The following is a 19,332-nucleotide window of genomic DNA, read 5'->3' on the forward strand; positions in this document are numbered from 1 at the left end:
GTAATCAGTTCTGCCTTGATCAGTAACGCGACAGGGACGGAGGAAACCGAACGCACATTTTACTGTCCTTCTGTCTTTTTTTGGCGGAAGGGCTTTTTATATGGTTTTCTTCCTGAGAGGAGAGATAAAATGTTGATTTTACAGACGGTGAATGAGCTTAAAGAATGGGTTCAGAACACCAAAATAGCTGGCCAGACAATTGGACTTGTGCCGACTATGGGCTTTTTGCATGAAGGGCATCTGTCTTTAGTGGAAAAAGCAAAGGCGGAAAACGACAAAGTGATCATGAGTATTTTCGTCAATCCCGCTCAGTTTGGGCCGAACGAGGATTTTGACCGTTATCCGAGAAATCTGGAGCGCGATCAGCAGCTTGCTGAAGGGGCAGGAACCGATGTCATTTTTGCCCCCAATGTTGAAGAAATGTACCCGCGTGAAAGCCAAATTAAACTAACTGCTGGTGCCCAGGCAGATGTGCTTTGCGGTGCCAAGAGACCCGGTCATTTTGATGGCGTCCTGAAAGTGGTCACGAAACTGTTTCATTTAACCGAGGCGAATCTGGCTTATTTTGGCCAAAAAGATGCGCAGCAATTGGCGATTATCGAATCATTGGTTGAAGATTTTAATTTTCCAATGGCTATTCGAAGAGGCAAAACCATAAGGGAAGAGGACGGTCTGGCGAAAAGCTCCCGCAATGTCTATTTGAGCAAAGCAGAACGAGGCGAAGCACCTCATTTGAAAAAAGCATTGGAAATGGGAAAAAAGGCATTTTTGCAAGGGCAGGATCCAATCGGACCCATGACAACCTATTTGAACGACAATACGTCTGGGAAAATCGATTACATTGAGCTATTGGATTATCCGACATTAACGAGCGAAATCCAAAACGATGCTATTTTGGCTTTGGCCGTGCAGTTTGAAAAAGCGCGTTTGATCGATAATATTATTTTTAACCCAAAGGAGAACTGACCCATGCTTAGAATGATGCTCAATTCAAAAATCCACCGTGCGACGGTGACAGAAGCCGATTTAAATTATGTGGGAAGCATTACCATCGACCAGGATTTGCTGGATGTTGTCGGAATGCTGGCCAATGAAAAAGTCCATATCGTTAATAATAACAACGGTGCCCGTTTTGAAACTTATATCATTGCCGGAGAACGCGGCAGCGGGGTCATTTGTGTCAACGGAGCGGCAGCACGCCTCGTGCAGCGTGGGGATATTGTCATTATCCTTTCCTATGCCTATGTCATGAACGAAAATGCCCGCGAACACAAACCGACTGTCGCCATTATGGACGCTGACAATCAAATCAAAGAAATCATCCACTACGAGCCCGAAGCGACCGTCATGTAAATTGAAAGCCTCCAAACTATTTGGAGGCTGTTTTCTTTTAGCTGAATAACCAAAAAAGAAGATTGAATTTTCATCTTGAAAGCGGAAAAGCGTAGGATATGTTACAATTTTTTTAGGCAATCACCTAAGAAAGAGGGGCTAAAATGAACACGCAAAAGTATGTCGTTGTCGATATTGAAACAACGGGCCATTCCCCTGCAAAAGGTGACCGGATCATTCAACTCGCAATGGTAACAATTGAGAACGGTGTAATAACCGATACATATACGACATTCATTAATCCGGGACGCACAATCCCCTTATTTATACAGGATTTAACGAACATCACTAATGAAGATGTAGCAGATGCTAAAGCTTTTGAATTTTATGCGGAAACAGTTTTTGAAAAAATGCAGGATGCTATTTTTGTGGCGCATAACACTAATTTCGATCTGCCGTTTCTGCAGGCGGAGTTAAAACGCAGCGGTTTGCCGAGATGGCATGGTATCACGATGGATACGGTGGAACTGGTCCGCCTGATGTACCCTACGGCGTTCAGCTATAAATTGCAGGACATCACATCGGAGCTGGGGATTCCATTGGAAAGTGCACACCGTGCAGACGATGATGCAATGGCTACTGCGCTGTTGTTTTTGCGTGCCAAAAATGACTTGGAGTCTTTGCCATATGATACCTTAACCTTTCTCCATAAGCGGTCTTTCCAGTTGAAATCGGATTTGTCCAGATTGTTCTTTGAATTGACCCAGAAAAAAAGGAATGCTCAGGCTGATTATTTCGATCGCTTCCAAGGAATTCCGTTGAAACCCAAAAAAACATTTACGGCGGATCTTGACACGCAGGAATCCTTGCCGCGCGATTGGCGGGATGGACTTGAAACGGTCTTTCCGAATTTCGAAAAAAGACCGAGCCAATACGGCATGATGTCTTCAATCGAGGATGCTCTAATTAATAAAAAAGAGCTGGTAATTGAAGCTTCAACAGGCATGGGGAAAACCATTGCTTATTTGTTGCCGGCAGTCAATCATGCCCTCAAAACCGGTAAGCAAGTAATGATCAGCACTTATACAACCCATCTGCAGGATCAGCTGGTGCTGAAAGAAGGACGTATGGTCGAAGCCTTTATCGGTTCACCTGTCCGGATCTCATTGATCAAAGGTTTGTCGCATTATATTGACTTGGCTCGCTTTGTCGAGTTGCTGCAGGGCGACGATGAATCCTACGACGAGACTTTCACCATCATGCAGGTACTGGTCTGGCTGACGACTACAGAAACAGGCGATTTAAATGAAATCAATTCATCGAGCGGCGGCCAATTTGTGTTGGATAAGATTCGACGTTCCCATATACGCAAACTGTCGAAGCAGGAAAAGAAAGCGGATTTTTATGAATTTGCGTTAAAGCAGGCGCAGCATGCCCATATTATCGTGACAAATCATGCATTCCTGCTGAATCAGCATTTGAGCAAAAAGTCGATTTTGGCTAATGTCGATGCTTATATTTGGGATGAGGCTCACCAAGTTGTCCAAGCGGCCGTTTCACAGCATGAAAAAACCTTCGTTTATACACAATGGAAGTATATTTTTGGCCAAATCGGCAGTTTGGATGATCAGCAATTATTCGCAGCACTTTACAAGACAGCAGACAGAACGGGATTTTCAACCATTCCCGAATTGCTGAAGCTGGAGTCGCTGTTCCTGAAATTCACATCGCTGTTCGACGAAGTTTCAACTTTGATGGCCAACGAATTCTCTGCCAGGTTTGCTTCAAGCCGACACAAAAAAAATGCATCGCTTTTAAGCGAGCTGTCACTTGAAGATGTTCGGTTCTTGGAATTGCTGCGCTATTTAAATGAATGGATCGATTTGTCACAATTGATTTTGCAGAAAGCTGAACGATTGACGGAAAAAACCATCCAGGATCAATTGACAATTGCAGACTGGCGTTATTGGACCGAAGAAATGATGGTCAAAGCAGTCGAATTCAGTGAGATTTTCGTCTTTCCGTTGACAGATGAAGTAAGTTGGATCGAAGGGGATATGAGAAGTCTGCCGACTAGCCTGTCCTTGTATAAGAGGCCATTTGCCGTTGCGTCACTGGTGGACAAGGTAGTGGCTTCTGCACGCGAAGACAAGGCGATTATCTGGTTATCCGGCACGATGACCGTTCCTGCCAATGATCGCTTTATCATCAATCAAATCGGTATTCCGCAGCATGTGCCGATACTGAAATTCGAACCGCCAAAAGATTTTTACCAAGGAGCTCACGTCTATATAGTGGAAGACATGCCGGATATTCAGCAGGTGTCCCAGCATGAATACATCGAATCGGTGGCGGATGCGGTAATTCAGACCGTCATTGTGACAGAAGGACGCTGCTTTGTGCTCTTTACTTCACAGGATATGCTTCGGAAAACTGTGGACTTGATTCAGGATACGGGTTTATTGGACGATTATATGTTGTTTGCACAAGGCATTTCATCAGGAAGCCGAATGAAATTATTGAAGTCGTTCCAGCGATTTCAGAAATCGGTGCTGTTTGGCACCAATAGTTTCTGGGAAGGCGTCGATGTGCCGGGGGATGCATTGCGTGCTGTAGTAGTGGTGCGTTTGCCATTCACATCTCCCGACGAACCGATTTTCAAGGCGCGTTCTGAGATCATTACGCGCGAAGGCGTCAATCCGTTCCTGCAGTATGCATTGCCTGAAGCCGTACTGCGTTTACGGCAAGGCTTTGGTCGATTAATCCGGTCAAAAAATGACAAGGGCCTGTTTATCGTACTGGACAGGAGAATTGAGACAAAATCGTATGGCAGGGAATTTATAAGCGCTTTGCCGAAAGTCAAAGTATCCAAAGTGTCTTTAGAAATGATGGTAACCGATATTGAAGCTTGGTATAATAAGCAATGAACTAACGAAAGGAAGGGCATATACATGGAATCGAAAATTGAAGTAATTTCTACAGTGGAACTTACGTACCAAACAGATTTATATAAAGTAGTTGATGCCTTAAACCGCACCTTAAAAGACAAGAATTTGATGTTCGGCTTGGCACTCGACAAGGAAGACTCTGAAAAAGCGATTTTTACAATATATAAAACATAGGTGATCAGATGAGACAATGGATTACATTCATACTCGGGTTTTTATCTTTCTTGGCAGTCGCCATAATCATCTTGGTTTTATATGTGGGCAATAAACCTTATTCAGAAACGGAAAAAGAAGCTATTGACCGAGCGAAAAGCGAGCAGCTGATCGAAGAAGTGGAGCGGGCTTACGTTTATACCAGCTCTATGGCTGCTGTGACGATACTTGGGACGAATAATGAGGGCGAATTAACGGCTGTTTTTGTTCCGGAAGCCGAGGGCAAGATGCAGGCGATTCCGTTAGAGGACAAGATAACGGCTCAACAGGCACGTGATATTGCACTTGATGAAATGGAAGTCAAAGAAATCCTGCATACCAAACTTGGCATGGAAAGTGAAGGTCCGGTTTGGGAAATCGCTTTTTTGAATAAAGAGGACAGCTTGAATTATGTCTATTTGTCAGCAAGCGACGGAACTTGGTGGAAACGCATATTGAATTTGTGAAAGGGCGGAAAAAATTTGACCAACTTAGCGAATCGTGTACAAACTCTAACACCTTCAACAACTTTGGCTATTACTGCAAAAGCAAATGAATTAAAAGCACAGGGAGTGGATGTCATCGGTCTTGGTGCCGGTGAACCGGATTACAACACGCCGGCGAACATCCTTGAAGCGGCTTATCAGTCCATGAAAGACGGCAAGACAAAATACACTCCAGCAGGCGGACTTCCAGCGTTAAAAGAAGCCATCATCAATAAATTGCAGAGAGATCAGCAATTGAGCTATCAGCCGAAAGAAGTCATGGTCGGCATTGGTGCTAAGCATGTTCTCTATACTTTATTCCAGGTTCTGCTGAATGAAGGCGATGAAGTGATCATTCCGATTCCTTATTGGGTGAGTTATCCTGAGCAAGTAAAATTGGCACAAGGCGTTCCGGTATACATAGAAGCGACAGCCAGCCAGGAATACAAGATCTCTCCTCAGCAATTGAGGGAAGCTATTACTGACCGGACGAAAGCAGTAATCATCAATACACCGAGCAATCCAACAGGCATGATTTATTCAAAAGAGGAGTTGGAAGCACTGGCAGAAGTCTGCCGTGAATTCGATATCCTGATTGTGTCAGATGAAATTTATGAGAAGTTAATCTATGGAGATGTCACTCATACTTCAGTCGCGACTCTTTCAGAAGATGCAAAAAATCGCACCGTTCTAATCAATGGGGTTTCAAAATCCCACTCGATGACTGGGTGGCGGATTGGATATGCAGCAGGTGAAGCCAAGTTGATCAAAGCGATGACGGATTTGGCGAGCCATTCTACCTCTAATCCGACAACAACTTCGCAATATGCAGCAATTGAAGCTTATAATGGACCACAGGACACGGTAGAGGAAATGCGGCAGGCATTTGAAAGACGCCTGAATGCGATTTTCCCGAAACTGCAGGCGATTCCAGGCTTTAAAGTATTGCGCCCTCAAGGAGCGTTTTATCTATTGCCTGATGTTTCAGAAGCTGCAGCAAAAACCGCCTATGCATCTGTTGACGACTTCGTCACGGCTTTATTGACGGAAGCGAACGTAGCGGTCATTCCGGGTTCAGGCTTCGGTGCGCATTCTACCATCCGTCTGTCTTATGCAACGTCGCTTGAAACTTTGACAGAAGCTGTTGAACGGATCCATCAATTTGTATCATCAAAATGGAAAGACTAAGACAACCTAATTCTTTGGAGGCTATCGCTGGATGAAAAAAATTACCATTGCCGAAATGGCTAAATATAACGGACAAACAATTAAACTAGGAGCTTGGATCGCCAATAAGCGCTCAAGTGGAAAAATTGCTTTCCTGCAGCTGCGTGACGGATCTGGATTTGTACAGGGCGTTGTTGTGAAAGCCGAAGTGGGAGATGAAATTTTCGCAGCAGCCAAAGCATTGACACAGGAAACCTCGCTGTATGTAACAGGAGAAGTAAAAGAAGATGAGCGTTCAGCATTCGGATACGAATTGGCTGTAACAGGCATTGAAGTGATTCAAGAAGCAAAAGACTTTCCAATTACACCAAAAGAGCATGGGACGGAATTCCTGATGGATAACCGCCATCTTTGGCTGCGTTCACGCAGACAGCATGCCATCATGAAAATCCGAAACGAAATTATTCGTGCGACTTACGAATTTTTCAATGAAAATGGCTTTGTAAAAGTGGATCCCCCAATTTTGACGGGTTCATCTCCTGAAGGAACTTCGGAATTGTTTGCTACAAAATATTTTGACGAGGACGCTTATTTGTCGCAATCCGGCCAGTTGTATATGGAAGCTGCTGCAATGGCACTTGGAAAAGTATTTTCTTTTGGACCGACTTTCCGTGCAGAAAAATCCAAAACACGCCGTCACTTGATCGAATTTTGGATGATCGAACCAGAAATGGCGTTCATGGAACATGAAGAAAGCCTGGAAGTTCAGGAGCAATACGTCTCGCATATCGTTCAGTCCGTATTGACTAACTGCAAATTGGAATTGGAACGTCTAGAAAGAGACGTATCGAAACTTGAAAAAATAAAAGCGCCATTCCCACGCGTTTCTTATGATGATGCCATCAAGTGGTTGAATGAAAACGGCTTTGACGACATCAAATGGGGCGAAGACTTTGGCGCGCCGCATGAAACGGCTTTAGCAGAAAGCTATGATATGCCGATTTTTATTACCAATTACCCGATTGGAATCAAGCCATTCTATATGCAGCCGCATCCGGAACGTGATGATGTTGTACTGTGTGCGGATATGATCGCACCAGAGGGTTACGGAGAAATAATCGGTGGTTCTGAACGGATTCATGACTATGACTTGATGAAACAGCGGATTCAAGAACATGGCCTAGATGAAGATGCATATGTCTGGTATTTGGATCTGAGCAAATTTGGTGCTGTTCCGCATTCCGGTTTCGGTTTGGGTCTTGAACGAACGGTAGCTTGGATCAGCGGTGTTGAACATGTCAGAGAATCTATTCCGTTCCCTCGCTTATTAAACCGGTTGTATCCATAAATAAAAGCTGCATCAAACGGGATTTTCTTTAACTCTACTTACCGACTTATCTCTTGTAATATAAATGATGAAAATAAATAAATGGAAAGGTGGTTGGGATATGAAACAACCTAATCGGCTGCAAACGTGGATCGAGCAGGGAAATGTTAACATTTCCCAGCTTTTTTTTCAGTTTTATAAAGAACTGAAGATTACAGACGAAGAAGCCATGCTGCTTATGCATATTCAGGCGTTTCAACAAACCGGAAACCAGTTTCCGACGCCCGATGAAATCGGTGAGCGTATGATGACTTCGCAAAAAAGCGTAACGACCATGCTGCAGAAATTAATGCAGCAAGGATATTTGGCCATAGAACAAACGACAGAAAATGACGTGCTGTCAGAAATTATTTCCCTTCAGCCTTTATGGGATCGATTGCTGGATTGTGTTTACAAAGAACAGCATGAAGTGAAAGAAAATAGTCAAAAGGAATTGGAAGGGGAAATTTTTCAGTTATTCGAACAGGAATTTGGCCGTTTTCTTTCTCCAATGGAAATCGAAACCATTTCGATGTGGATGGACCAGGACGGCCATACACCGGAAGTGATCCGGATGGCGTTAAAAGAGGCGGTCATTTCCCAAAAAATCAGCCTGCGTTATGTAGATCGAATTTTATTCGAGTGGAAAAAGAAAAATATTAAAACCTCTACACAAGTAACCAAGCACGCTAGCTCTTTCAGAGAGAAAAATATTCGGATTCAGCCGACAGAGAACGTGGCAAAAAAAGTTCAGTTTTACAATTGGCTGGAAGACCGCAATTAGAAGGTGAAGTAAATGATGTCAAAAAAAGAATGGCTTGCCTGTCTTGATGAAATGGATTTGATGTTTCCGGATGCCCATTGTGAATTGGTGCATCAAAATCCTTTCGATTTATTGATTGCGACACTCTTGTCTGCTCAATGTACAGACAAGCTCGTGAACCGGGTGACGGCCGATTTATTCCAGAAATACCATACACCTGAGGACTATGTATCCGTCTCTTTGGAAGAATTGCAACAGGATATCCGCTCGATTGGCTTGTTCCGCAATAAGGCTAAAAATATCCAGGCGCTCAGCCGGATTCTGATTGAGGAACATGGCAGCATGGTACCGCCTGACAGGGACCTCTTAATGACGCTTCCAGGGGTCGGACGGAAAACAGCCAATGTGGTCGTTTCTGTAGCATTTGGCATCCCAGCACTAGCAGTGGATACGCATGTTGAGCGGGTAGCAAAACGGCTGGGATTGAATCGCTGGAAAGACAATCCGCTGCAAGTGGAAGAGACCATTATGAAAAAAACACCGGCTGATGACTGGTCCAAGACACATCACCAAATCATCTTTTTTGGGCGCTATCACTGCAAATCGCAAAATCCGGGATGCCACATCTGCCCATTGTTTGACAGATGTAGGGAAGGGCAGAAGCGTGAGAAAAAAGGACTTGTTAAACGTGAAATCGTTACAGAGATTAACTAATGAACAGGTTGACCCATTTTTTTTGGAATGGTCTCGCATATCCGCAGAACTTGCCACTTTGCATAAAGAGCGAAAAAAAGGAGCAAATACAGTCATCTTAACGGGAATTGAAGTATATAAGCGCCTATTGTCTTATTGTCGTGAAGCTTTGCAAGATGACGAGTTTCAGCCTTTAAATGGTTCTGAACGCTTGTCATTTATTGAGGCTTCTCCAGGAGCCTATGCCGCTTATCGCCAGTTGGACGAACTGTTTACTGAATTAAGGAAGACTATTGCCAGAAAGCGGATTGAACTTAAACGTTTAAACGAATAATACAAGAACAAAAACCCCCGAGTGCATGTGCACTCGGGGGTTTACTGATTCAGTTATTATTTTCGTCATCGTTGCTGTCAGATTGGTTGTTACCGTCGTTACCGTCGTTACCATTATCATTGGCATTACCGTTTCCGTCGTTACCATCGTTACCATTATCATTGGCATTACCGTTTCCGTCGTTACCATTATTGCTATCGGCATTACTATTTCCACTGCTGTTGACAGAAGGCGTTTCGCTTTCCTCTTCTTCAGTTGGATCTTCCGGTACGTCAATCGGTTCTTCTTCGGCCGGCTGTTCTTCAGCTGGCTCTTCTTCAGCCGGCTGTTCTTCGGCTGGCTCTTCCTCAGTTGGTTCTTCTTCGGCCGGCTCTTCTTCGGCCGGTTCTTCTTCAGCTGGCTCTTCCTCAGCTGGTTCTTCTTCAACGGGCTCTTCCTCGACCGGTTCTTCAACTGGTTCCTCTTCCGGTTCTTCAGGAGCGGCAGCGATTTCCACTACTGTTGAAGCAGGATCGCTCCGCTGAGTGCTGTTCACTGCTACAACGCGGAAAGTATAGGTTTTTCCTTCTTCAAGCCCATTAAAAGTATAGGATTGGCTTGATGAATTCGTGAGAACCGTCCGGGAGCCGTCGACTTCAACAGAGACTTCGAACGCTACATCATCATCACCGTAATTCCATGATAATTGAGCCGAATCGCCTGTGACGTTTGCACGCAATCCACTTGGCGTATCCAAATCTTCAACGACATAGCGCTGTGATACAGAATTCGGTTCAGTGCCGCGGGCAAACAGCTCAGAGCTTCTCAGGCTGTAAGGTGTGAACGCACTAGCCAATTTCAATGGTTCAGAACCTACTTCCACTACTTGTTCAATTACAGAATCCGGCTGCTCAAAACGGGCAGTTTCAGGAGATGAAATCTGTGACATGACACTCTTAAACAAACGCTGAGATAAAAGGCGTTCGTCTGAATCTGTATCAATCGGTGTTTTTCGGGAAGGATAGCCGCTCCAAACGGATATGGAATAATCCGTTGTGTACCCGGCGAACCAAACATCCGGGGCAGAGCTAGAGTCCAATCCGTATTCTCTAAGATTTTCAACCGAATAGTTGGTTGTACCGGTTTTACCTGCCATATCAAGTCCGCTGATAGCGACTTCTTTGCCGGTAGATCCCGGAACATTTACATCTACAACGTCTCTAAGAATATCGGTTACCATGTAGGCTGTACTGTCTTTCATTGCCTGTACAGGTTCCGGTTCAACAACTTGCTCAGTAGAACCGTCTCGGAAAACGATTTTCTTGATCGTGTGCGGTTTATTGAATTCACCTTGATTTCCCAAGGCGGCAAAAGCACCTGCCATTTCTACTGTTGAGAAATCAGCGGCTCCTAGGGCAGTGGATTCATAGATATTATCCATGTTTAGGCCGACATTACTCATGAATTCACCAGCGTTTTCAGTGCCGACTTCCTGGAGGGTTTTAACTGCAGGAATATTACGTGAGCGATAAAGCGCTTCGCGAATCGTCATGGTGCCTAAAAATTGTCCATCGACGTTGCGGATTTCCTGATCGTTGTCTTCGTAAGAATAAGGTTCATCGACAATCGTCTGTCCAGTGGACCAACCTAGATATTCGATAGCTGGACCATAATCAAGCAATGGCTTGATAGTTGATCCTACAGGACGGTCTTTTGCAATTGCATAATTATGGCGGACATCGCCTGTGTATTCACGTGCTGCGCCTACTGCACTGATGCCGCCTGTTTTAGTGTTTACAACAGTCATAGCAGATTGTACTTTGTCATCAAAAAACAAATCTGAAGCCATGGCTTCGTTCACTTTTGTTTGGACATAAGGCTCTAATGTTGTGTAAATGGTTAAACCTTCATCAAGCGAGTAATCGCCTTCCAGTGATTCAAGTTCATCCTCAACCATTTCCATAAAGGCGGTATGCTCGCTGCTGGCGGTTTGCGGCTGGCGTTCGCCTTCTGGAACCAGTGAATCGGCTACAGATGCTGCCTGGGCCTGTTCTTTTTCTTCAGTAGTAATTTTTTCATGCTGATTCATCAAACTTAAAACAACGTTCCGGCGTTCTTCAGCGCGTTCCGGATTTGTGAAAGGATTATAGCCGTTCGGACTTTGTGGCATACCTGCCAGTAGAGCAGCTTCAGCCAATGTTAGTTCACTCAACGGTTTGCCGTAAAAATATTCTGAAGCTGTGCCGAAACCATAAATATTTCCGGACATGAGAATTTTATTGAAGTACATTTCAAAGATTTCTTCTTTTTCATATTCCTGTTCCAGCTTGAATGCCAGATAAGCTTCCTGTGCTTTCCGTTTTAAGGTCTTGTCATTTGTCAGAAATGAATTTTTAATGACCTGCTGGGTGATGGTACTGGCACCTTGAGATCCGAAGCCACCGGTAATATTTGCGATGACTGCACCGCCTAGGCGGATAACGTCTATACCCGAGTGCTTATAGAATCGATTATCTTCTGTTGCCAGAATGGCGTCTTCCATTATTTTTGGTATGTCTTCATAATTTACGTATTCACGATTCTCTGCGGTGATATACGGAATTTCCGTTTCTCCGTCAGCTGCGTAAAAAGTTGGGCTGATCGGGTCGCGCAGCAATTCTTCATCAATTTCCGGTGCGCTGCTTGCATAGAAGGCAAACAATGAGGCTCCGAATACAAAACAAGCTATGCCGATGGCTACGATCGCCAGGAGGAGGCGCTTCATCCATGTTACGGCTGGAGATTTCTTTTTCTTCTTATTGTTGGTCTTCTTTTGACGTTCAATTGCTTTTCGGCGTTCTTCACGCGAAATATGTCTATCGCTCAAGATCGGTTTCCTCACTTTCATATATGTTGTTGCTTAAAGCTTTTTCAGAAGAGGCAAATAATCGATGCGGGGGAATGCTCCAGGTGTTAGTTCAAATGAAGTTTCTTCAATTTCCTGCAAAGTAACCGATTTTCTTCCGCCAGTAATCATCCGGTTCCAAAAAATTTCAAGCTCTTTAAACGGCATGATGAAATACCGTTGCCAAGAAGAGAACCGGATGATCATAAACGCCGTCCCATTCTGTTTGACCACTTGGGACATATGATGAATCTGATGATCATGGATATTCTTCAATGGGAATGAGGTCTTGTTTTGCGTTTCTTTTGCTTCGAAGTCGATATAGCGGCCATTCCAGACGCCGTTATAATCAGTTGTGGAAGGCGCTTGGAAATAAGCTTCCCTAATCACTGCAGCGCTTCTGGAGGGATACTCCACTTTGACGATCTGGAGAGGCACCGGCTTTTTATGGATAACCGCCATTCCCAGTTGAAGGTAATAATCATTGGTTTCATTCAATTCGTCTTCTAATGTCTTTCCACGGTTGCTAAAAGAAAAATCCTTTTTTGCTTTTTTTGCCGTCTTTTCTTTGGCAGGTTGATCTTTTGGCGGTATAAATTTTTTGCCGTTCGGATAATTGATTGCCATTGTGATACACCTCGCTTACTTTATCATATCACAAGCTTTTAGACGACTGATATGATGAAAGGTTTCAACTATTTGCAAGCTGTCAATTTTCTGGTCAAACAGCGGCTAAAAAACCAGATGCTCTCGCCCTTAAACCTGACTTCATATGAATTTATGTCCAAACGCCTGTTGGCTCCAGCGATTTTTATGTCCCCATCTTAAAAAAGCTGAGCAGGCTGGAAAGGGTGAACTTTTCCATGAATTATTCACATGTTCTAATAATAGCGGATTTCTCCGTTCGTTCCAACCGGAAAGAATGTCTGTTCGATAAAAGTCGTGTCGCTTTGGTGAATATGATAAACTAATGGCAATGGAGGGGTTGCACAATGACAGTTAGAGAACTCTCTTCCGCGTTATACGATGAATGCGGAAAATGCTTGGACCGCTTTTATGAAATGCGTGAACAGGACGCGGTCCCTGATTTTTATGAAGATGTTAAACCATACGCAGATTACTGGCACAACAAAATAAATGAATGGCAAAAAGAATCACTGTTGTATATTCAACAAGAACGGCCGAAGTATGTACACAAGCCCACAATCGATACAGCAGCAGAAGGCATGACGCAATTTTTTGTTCAGAGCTTCTATAAGGAGACCAGCAAAAAACGCTTTATCCAGACAATCCAAGCGGCGCAATATACGCTGCAGACATTTATATTGGCTATAGATGAAAAGAGTGCTGAGCATGATTAAGCGTAAAAAACTGCCTGAGTTGATGAATGAATGGAAAACGGAACCGGATATGATGGAACGGATTGTCCATTGGCACACGAAGCAGGAAAAACCTGCAGAATATGCAGACTTCCCTCCGGAGATGCACAATAGCCTTAAAGCGGCTCTTCGCAAGAAGGGGATCGAACAATTATATACCCATCAGCGGGAAGCATTTGATTTGGCCACATCCGGTAAATCATTTACAGCAGTAACCCCCACAGCGTCAGGCAAGTCCTATTGCTATCATTTGCCTGTCCTGCACAAGATCTTAAATGATCCAGGGGCGCGTGCGCTGTACTTGTTCCCGACGAAAGCGTTGGCGCAAGACCAGAAAAGCGATCTGCATGACTTGATCGAAAAAACGGAAGAAGCGATTTTATCCTACACCTATGACGGAGACACTTCACCGGCAATCCGGACAAAGGTGCGAAAGGCCGGACAGATTGTCATGACCAACCCGGACATGCTGCATTCTGCCATTTTGCCGCACCATACAAAATGGGTGTCTCTTTTTGAGAATCTTCATTATATAGTAATCGATGAGCTGCATACGTATAAAGGAATATTTGGAACACATGTAGCACATGTCATCCGCCGGTTGAAACGGATTTGTGAGTTTTATGGCAGCGAACCGGTCTTTATCTGTACATCCGCCACAATCGCAAATCCAAAAGAATTGGCAGAAAACCTGACCAACAGTACACATAAACTGATTGATCAAAACGGTGCGCCAGCAGGAAAAAAACATATTGTCTTTTACAATCCGCCGATCATTCATCCGACTTTCGGCGTTCGCAGAAGTGCAATCTTGGAAGTGCGAGACTTGGCCACTCATTTGATCAAAAACGGCATTCAGACAATTGTCTTCGCCAAAAGCCGTGTCCGTGTCGAAATGCTGGTGACATATCTGCAGGCCATAACCAAAATGAAGCTGCAGGACGATTCAATCAAAGGCTACCGGGGAGGCTATTTGCCGACGGAGCGACGCGCTATTGAAAAAGGATTGCGCGACGGATCGATCCAATGTGTGGTATCCACCAATGCATTGGAGCTCGGCGTTGACATCGGCCAATTGCAGGCTTGTATCATGACCGGCTATCCGGGGAATATTGCAAGCGCATGGCAGCAAGCAGGACGCGCGGGACGCCGACAGGATGAATCTCTGGTGATCTACGTTGCCCAATCGACCGCGCTTGACCAATACATTATCAATCATCCCGAATATTTACTGGACCAGTCGCCGGAAGAAGCACGAATTCATCCGGAGAACATTATCATCTTAATGGACCATTTGAAATGTGCTTCCTTTGAATTGCCATTCCGTATTGATGATCAGTACGGAGAATTTGAAGTTCAGGAATTGCTCGAGTATTTGCAGGAAGAAGGGGTTCTTGTGCAGACTTCAGACCGCTGGCATTGGATGAGCGATCGTTTTCCAGCACATGACATTTCCTTGCGTTCAGCTTCTCAGGAAAATGTTGTCATCATCGATCAATCTGTTCCTGTCGATACACGTGTCATCGGAGAGATGGATCGGTTCAGTGCCATGACCCTCTTGCATGAAGAAGCAATCTACCTGCACCAAGGCACACAGTTCCAAGTGGAAATTCTGGACTGGGAAGAAAAAAAGGCTTATGTCAGGGAAGTCGACGTCGATTATTTCACTGACGCCAATCTGGCAGTGGAATTAAAAGTTATGAGCGAAGATAAGGACAAGAAGATGAACGGCTCGGAAGTTTTCTATGGTGATATCGCTGTACTTGCAATGCCGACCATATTCAAGAAAATCCGTTTTGATTCCCATGACAATATTGGATCAGGACCGATTTCGCTGCCTGCAGAAGAGCTGCATACTTCATCTACGTGGCTAAGCTTTACAAAACCGGAAGATTTTTCGGAAGCGGAACTGTCAGATACGATGACCGGAGCAGCCTATGCGATTGAATCGTTCATTCCGATATTTGTACAATGTGATCGTCGCGATGTCCATGTCGTGCCACAAGTAAAATCGCCGCATAATGATATGCCATCTTTTTTTATACATGATTCCTATCCAGGGGGTATCGGCATCAGTGAGCGGATTTATGACTTATGGCGTCCGTTGCTCGACAAAGCCCAACAGCATATCTCAGAGTGCCCATGTCTTGATGGATGTCCGTCATGCATTGGTGCACAAGACGCAGCTATCAGCATGAAAGGCCATGTCATCCGGCTTTTGGATGAGCTTCGCAAAGAGGGGTGAAGAGAGATGTCGTTTGAAAATAAACTTCTCCAGATGAAAGGCATGCTGAAAAAACAGCCTGCTAAAAAGCAGCAGCCAAAAGCAGCAGAGCGGCCGCTGCATGAAGATAAATGGAACCAAATTGGATTGGAAATCGTCGAGAATAAGTACGGTTTTGTATTTCGAAAGAAAATCACTTATCCTTTGGATACTCAGCATGGCACAGTAAGCCTAAATGAACTTAATGGTGTGCTGAGGGCTTGGGAGAGGACGGACTTTGAGCATCCATTCAAGCTGAAAGAGCAGGATCCATTGGTTTTTTTTGATACTGAAACGACAGGCCTCAGCGGAACCGGCGCCTATATCTTTTTGATTGGTTTGTTAGTGAAGCGCAGTGATCATTTTGAAATGATGCAATACATCATGCCGGATCCTTCCCATGAGGCGGCATTTTTGTATGAAACGGGATTATGGAAAACCGATGACCCAATCATCTTTTCGTATAATGGCAAAAGCTTCGACTGGCCGCAATTGACGTCCCGCTGGACCATGCATCGCCAGATTCTGCCGAAATTGCCGGTGCCCCGCCAAATTGATTTGTTTCACGGCACCAAGCGGATTTGGAAAAATGAATTGGCCCGGATGAAACTAAGCACCATTGAAGAAGAGAAGCTCGGGTTTGTCCGGCATGGAGATGTGCCCGGCTACTTGATTCCTGCCATTTATCTTGACGCAGTGAAGAGTGGCTTTCCAGATGGTCTGGCAAAAGTTCTTTATCACAATGAGCTGGACATTTTATCGCTTGTTTCCTTATATGTGTTGTCGTCTAATTTGCTGATGGAAGACATGGAGTCTGAAACGAGCGGTGCCTATACGAATATCGGCAAATGGTATGCAGACTTGAAACAGTTTGATCAAAGCGCTGCATATCTTGAGCATGTTACAGTTGAAAGAGGTGCTTCTTCTGCATTGGCACGTTATTTATTGGCTATCCAGAAAAAAAGGATAGGCCAGCACGAAGAAGCTCTTAAATTATTTAAGGAAGCTGCACCTCATCTGAGGGGCAGCATTGAAGTGGAAGCTTGGATACACGCATCCAAATTGTATGAACATCAAATGCGCGATCTGGACCAAGCAGCCATCATGGCTGGTTTTGCGAAAGAAGCAAGTGAGCATACCAAGGTCCGTCATTCGCTTGTTGCAGATATCCACAAAAGACTGGCTCGCCTCGAAGAGAAAAAGCGAAAAAAACACCCAGAACTTGAAGAGAACTAAACACGAAAAATCCGCCTTATGCTATACTTGGCCTAAGGTAGTTTTTTATGGAAGGACGATTGGAATGGATAATAAGTTTACATCAAAAGATATATTGGAAAAAGATTTTAAAACAGCGATGCGCGGATACAACCAGGATGAAGTAGATCATTTCCTAGATGAAATTATCCAGGATTATGAAGCATTTTCAAAACGGATCGAGCAGCTTCAAAATGAAAATAAACGCTTGCGTATGGAATTGGAAGAAACACCAAAAAAACAAGCGACACCGGCTCCAGGCACTACCAATTTTGATATTTTGCGCCGCTTGTCCCATTTAGAAAATCACGTATTCGGCAATAAGCTGGATAATAACTAAACGATTGTTTTATTGGGCTGAATAGCGTATACTTATAAAGCCATTTGAAATTCTGGCAATCGCTCCGGCTTTTTGCCGGAGAGGAAAGTCCATGCTCGCACGGTTCTGAGATGACCGTAGTGATCGCGCCCAGTGAAACAATAAGCTGGGGCAGCTAGCAATAGCTGACGGCGGGTAGAACGCCTAAGTCTTCGGATATGGCCGAAATACCCTGAAGGTGCCACAGTGACGGAGCTGTATAAGAAATTATACAGGTGGAACGAGGTAAACCCCGTGAGCGAGAAACCCAAATTATGGTAGGGGCACTTTTCTGAAGGAAATGAACTGATGAAGAGGCAGGCGCAAGCTTGCAGATAGATGGTTGCTGTCCACTAGTACGAGGTTCAAACCGTTTGAGTACGTGGAAACAAAACATGGCTTATAGAATTTCACATGGTCTTAAAATGCTTATCAAAGGCTCCCCTTTTGGGGGAGCTTTTCTTCATATTATGAGTAGAAATGTTAAAAAGTATAGATTTTGAAGAAATCGTTTCAGGCGGACGCTTTCCGGCAGGAAGCGAGTCGGGCTGTGCCTAACTCGTTTGCGACGAAGCGCTGAGCCTCCTCGGCGCAAGCCCGCAGGAAAGCGGAGTTGGTTTGCGGAATATGAACAGTAGGATAGAAGCAAATATTATTAAAAGCTTGACCTATACAATGAAAATATATAGGTAGGTCAATTGATGAAAGAAAACAAACACCGAAATCTGAAATAGTGAACAACTGGAGAGGGAGTCGTTATGACAACATTTAAATTGCTCGCAACAGCAGCAATGGGCTTGGAATCCATTGTAGCCAACGAAGTAAAAGAATTGGGATACGAAACAGAAACAGAAAACGGCAAAGTGTTTTTTGAAGGAAATGAGCGGGATATTGCCAAGACCAACTTATGGCTCCGGACAGCTGACCGCGTTAAAATCATTGCTGGTGAATTTAACGCTTATACTTTTGATGAATTGTTCGAACGGACAAAAGAAATTGAGTGGGAAAAATTCCTGCCGGTAGATGCGGAATTCCCGGTACAAGGGAAATCGGTTAAATCCACTTTACACAGTGTGCCAAACTGCCAATCAATTGTAAAAAAGGCGATTGTTGAGCGTTTGAAGAAAGCTTATCACCGCAATTCGTTCTTAGATGAAACAGGACCACGCTTCAAAATTGAAGTGTCAATCTTGAAAGATAAAGTTCAATTGTCCATTGATACGAGCGGAGCGGGCTTGCATAAACGCGGCTATCGTTTGGATCAAGGTGAAGCACCATTAAAAGAAACCTTAGCTGCGGCCCTCGTGAAATTATCAAGATGGACGCCAGACCGTCCATTCGTAGATCCATTTTGCGGTTCAGGAACAATTGTTATTGAGGCAGCAATGATTGGACAAAATCTGGCACCGGGTTATAACCGTGAATTCGACAGTGAAAAATGGCCATGGATTGGTCAGGCAATTTGGGATGAAGTCCGCGAAGAGGCAGAAGAACTGGCAAATTATGACCAACCGCTCAATATTCTGGGAACGGATATTGACCACCGTATGCTTAAGGTTGCAGAAGAGAATGCCCGTGAAGCCGGTTTCGCCGATTTAATTCAGTTTGAGCAGCGGCAAGTGAAGGATTTCACCGCCACGGAAGAAAATGGCGTTGTCGTTGGCAACCCGCCGTACGGAGAGCGTATTGGCGAAATTGAAATCATTGAAGAAATGATTGCGGACATGGGGCGCGTGTTTTCTAAACACCCTACATGGTCCGTTTACATGCTGTCTTCCATGGGGCGTTTCGAAACACTCTATGGTCAGCCAGCTACAAAGAAACGTAAATTATTCAACGGTTTTATCCGCACGGATCTTTTCCAATTCTGGGGAGAACGTTCTAAAAAATAAATGAGACGAAACGGGAGGGCAGCAGCTCTTCCGTTTCTCTGTG

General features: G+C 44.4%; 17 protein-coding genes and 1 other RNA gene. 16 read left to right on the forward strand and 2 right to left on the reverse strand.

Going from position 1 to position 19,332, the window contains the following annotated elements; genetic code table 11:
* Nucleotides 1-129: 129 nt before the first annotated feature.
* The 10 genes from panC to FQV26_RS07500 all read left to right on the forward strand — a co-directional run bounded on the left by panC (nt 130) and on the right by FQV26_RS07500 (nt 9,280).
* Complete coding sequence (panC, locus tag FQV26_RS07455; protein WP_146556851.1) at nt 130-966, forward strand: pantoate--beta-alanine ligase; 837 nt, start codon at nt 130-132, stop codon at nt 964-966.
* 3 nt (nt 967-969) lie between these two features.
* Nucleotides 970-1,353 carry an aspartate 1-decarboxylase gene (panD, locus tag FQV26_RS07460; RefSeq protein ID WP_146556853.1) on the forward strand — a complete coding sequence of 128 codons (384 nt, stop codon included), beginning with the start codon at nt 970-972 and terminating at the stop codon, nt 1,351-1,353.
* A gap of 143 nt (nt 1,354-1,496) precedes the next feature.
* Nucleotides 1,497-4,259 carry an ATP-dependent DNA helicase DinG gene (dinG, locus tag FQV26_RS07465; RefSeq protein ID WP_146556855.1) on the forward strand — a complete coding sequence of 921 codons (2,763 nt, stop codon included), beginning with the start codon at nt 1,497-1,499 and terminating at the stop codon, nt 4,257-4,259.
* Between the two features lie 24 nt (nt 4,260-4,283).
* Nucleotides 4,284-4,454, forward strand: a complete 171-nt coding sequence (locus tag FQV26_RS07470) for a YpmA family protein (RefSeq protein WP_146556857.1) — start codon at nt 4,284-4,286, stop codon at nt 4,452-4,454.
* Nucleotides 4,455-4,462: 8 nt separating this feature from the next.
* On the forward strand, nt 4,463-4,939 hold the full coding sequence (locus tag FQV26_RS07475) for a cell wall elongation regulator TseB-like domain-containing protein (RefSeq protein WP_146556859.1): 477 nt from the start codon (nt 4,463-4,465) through the stop codon (nt 4,937-4,939).
* A gap of 15 nt (nt 4,940-4,954) precedes the next feature.
* A complete protein-coding gene (locus FQV26_RS07480; RefSeq protein ID WP_146556860.1) occupies nt 4,955-6,145 on the forward strand; it encodes a pyridoxal phosphate-dependent aminotransferase in 1,191 nt (396 codons plus the stop codon).
* 31 nt (nt 6,146-6,176) lie between these two features.
* A complete protein-coding gene (asnS, locus tag FQV26_RS07485) occupies nt 6,177-7,472 on the forward strand; it encodes an asparagine--tRNA ligase (protein ID WP_146556863.1) in 1,296 nt (431 codons plus the stop codon).
* Nucleotides 7,473-7,572: 100 nt separating this feature from the next.
* Nucleotides 7,573-8,274, forward strand: a complete 702-nt coding sequence (locus tag FQV26_RS07490) for a DnaD domain-containing protein (RefSeq protein ID WP_146556865.1) — start codon at nt 7,573-7,575, stop codon at nt 8,272-8,274.
* 12 nt (nt 8,275-8,286) lie between these two features.
* Nucleotides 8,287-8,967 carry an endonuclease III gene (nth, locus tag FQV26_RS07495; protein WP_146556867.1) on the forward strand — a complete coding sequence of 227 codons (681 nt, stop codon included), beginning with the start codon at nt 8,287-8,289 and terminating at the stop codon, nt 8,965-8,967.
* Nucleotides 8,942-9,280: a YpoC family protein gene (locus FQV26_RS07500; protein ID WP_146556869.1), complete on the forward strand. Its 339-nt coding sequence runs from the start codon at nt 8,942-8,944 to the stop codon at nt 9,278-9,280. Before nth ends, FQV26_RS07500 begins: the two co-directional genes overlap by 26 nt.
* Nucleotides 9,281-9,329: 49 nt before the next feature.
* On the opposite strand, the gene FQV26_RS07505 is transcribed toward FQV26_RS07500, so the two are convergent.
* Both FQV26_RS07505 and recU read right to left on the reverse strand, forming a co-directional pair.
* On the reverse strand, nt 9,330-12,125 hold the full coding sequence (locus FQV26_RS07505) for a penicillin-binding protein 1A (protein WP_186759656.1): 2,796 nt from the start codon (nt 12,123-12,125) through the stop codon (nt 9,330-9,332).
* Between the two features lie 33 nt (nt 12,126-12,158).
* Complete coding sequence (gene recU / locus FQV26_RS07510) at nt 12,159-12,770, reverse strand: Holliday junction resolvase RecU (protein ID WP_146556871.1); 612 nt, start codon at nt 12,768-12,770, stop codon at nt 12,159-12,161.
* A 365-nt stretch (nt 12,771-13,135) separates the two neighbouring features.
* Between recU and FQV26_RS07515 the strand changes: the two genes are divergently transcribed.
* The 6 genes from FQV26_RS07515 (at nt 13,136) to FQV26_RS07540 (ending at nt 19,289) form a co-directional block, all read left to right on the forward strand.
* On the forward strand, nt 13,136-13,504 hold the full coding sequence (locus FQV26_RS07515; protein ID WP_146556873.1) for a YppE family protein: 369 nt from the start codon (nt 13,136-13,138) through the stop codon (nt 13,502-13,504).
* Nucleotides 13,497-15,767, forward strand: a complete 2,271-nt coding sequence (locus tag FQV26_RS07520; protein ID WP_146556874.1) for a DEAD/DEAH box helicase — start codon at nt 13,497-13,499, stop codon at nt 15,765-15,767. The genes FQV26_RS07515 and FQV26_RS07520 overlap by 8 nt, the downstream gene beginning before the upstream one ends.
* A gap of 6 nt (nt 15,768-15,773) precedes the next feature.
* A complete protein-coding gene (locus tag FQV26_RS07525) occupies nt 15,774-17,021 on the forward strand; it encodes a ribonuclease H-like domain-containing protein (RefSeq protein ID WP_146556876.1) in 1,248 nt (415 codons plus the stop codon).
* Between the two features lie 64 nt (nt 17,022-17,085).
* Complete coding sequence (gene gpsB, locus FQV26_RS07530; protein ID WP_146556878.1) at nt 17,086-17,379, forward strand: cell division regulator GpsB; 294 nt, start codon at nt 17,086-17,088, stop codon at nt 17,377-17,379.
* 47 nt (nt 17,380-17,426) lie between these two features.
* Nucleotides 17,427-17,805, forward strand: an RNA gene (rnpB, locus tag FQV26_RS07535) — RNase P RNA component class B.
* 350 nt (nt 17,806-18,155) lie between these two features.
* Nucleotides 18,156-19,289, forward strand: a complete 1,134-nt coding sequence (locus tag FQV26_RS07540; protein ID WP_146556880.1) for a THUMP domain-containing class I SAM-dependent RNA methyltransferase — start codon at nt 18,156-18,158, stop codon at nt 19,287-19,289.
* Nucleotides 19,290-19,332: the final 43 nt, after the last annotated feature.

It is taken from the genome of Planococcus sp. CPCC 101016 (assembly GCF_007859295.1).
Classification (GTDB): Bacteria; Bacillota; Bacilli; order Bacillales_A; family Planococcaceae; genus Planococcus.

What these genes read in the sequence shown, in the direction of transcription:
- nth (WP_146556867.1), top strand. Translation starts at nt 8,287, where the DNA reads ATGATGTCAAAAAAAGAATGGCTTGCCTGTCTTGATGAAATGGATTTG.
- panD (WP_146556853.1), top strand. Translation starts at nt 970, where the DNA reads ATGCTTAGAATGATGCTCAATTCAAAAATCCACCGTGCGACGGTGACA.
- FQV26_RS07515 (WP_146556873.1), top strand. Translation starts at nt 13,136, where the DNA reads ATGACAGTTAGAGAACTCTCTTCCGCGTTATACGATGAATGCGGAAAA.
- asnS (WP_146556863.1), top strand. Translation starts at nt 6,177, where the DNA reads ATGAAAAAAATTACCATTGCCGAAATGGCTAAATATAACGGACAAACA.
- FQV26_RS07540 (WP_146556880.1), top strand. Translation starts at nt 18,156, where the DNA reads ATGACAACATTTAAATTGCTCGCAACAGCAGCAATGGGCTTGGAATCC.
- gpsB (WP_146556878.1), top strand. Translation starts at nt 17,086, where the DNA reads ATGGATAATAAGTTTACATCAAAAGATATATTGGAAAAAGATTTTAAA.
- dinG (WP_146556855.1), top strand. Translation starts at nt 1,497, where the DNA reads ATGAACACGCAAAAGTATGTCGTTGTCGATATTGAAACAACGGGCCAT.
- FQV26_RS07490 (WP_146556865.1), top strand. Translation starts at nt 7,573, where the DNA reads ATGAAACAACCTAATCGGCTGCAAACGTGGATCGAGCAGGGAAATGTT.
- FQV26_RS07470 (WP_146556857.1), top strand. Translation starts at nt 4,284, where the DNA reads ATGGAATCGAAAATTGAAGTAATTTCTACAGTGGAACTTACGTACCAA.
- FQV26_RS07525 (WP_146556876.1), top strand. Translation starts at nt 15,774, where the DNA reads ATGTCGTTTGAAAATAAACTTCTCCAGATGAAAGGCATGCTGAAAAAA.
- recU (WP_146556871.1), bottom strand. Translation starts at nt 12,770, where the DNA reads ATGGCAATCAATTATCCGAACGGCAAAAAATTTATACCGCCAAAAGAT.
- panC (WP_146556851.1), top strand. Translation starts at nt 130, where the DNA reads ATGTTGATTTTACAGACGGTGAATGAGCTTAAAGAATGGGTTCAGAAC.
- FQV26_RS07475 (WP_146556859.1), top strand. Translation starts at nt 4,463, where the DNA reads ATGAGACAATGGATTACATTCATACTCGGGTTTTTATCTTTCTTGGCA.
- FQV26_RS07520 (WP_146556874.1), top strand. Translation starts at nt 13,497, where the DNA reads ATGATTAAGCGTAAAAAACTGCCTGAGTTGATGAATGAATGGAAAACG.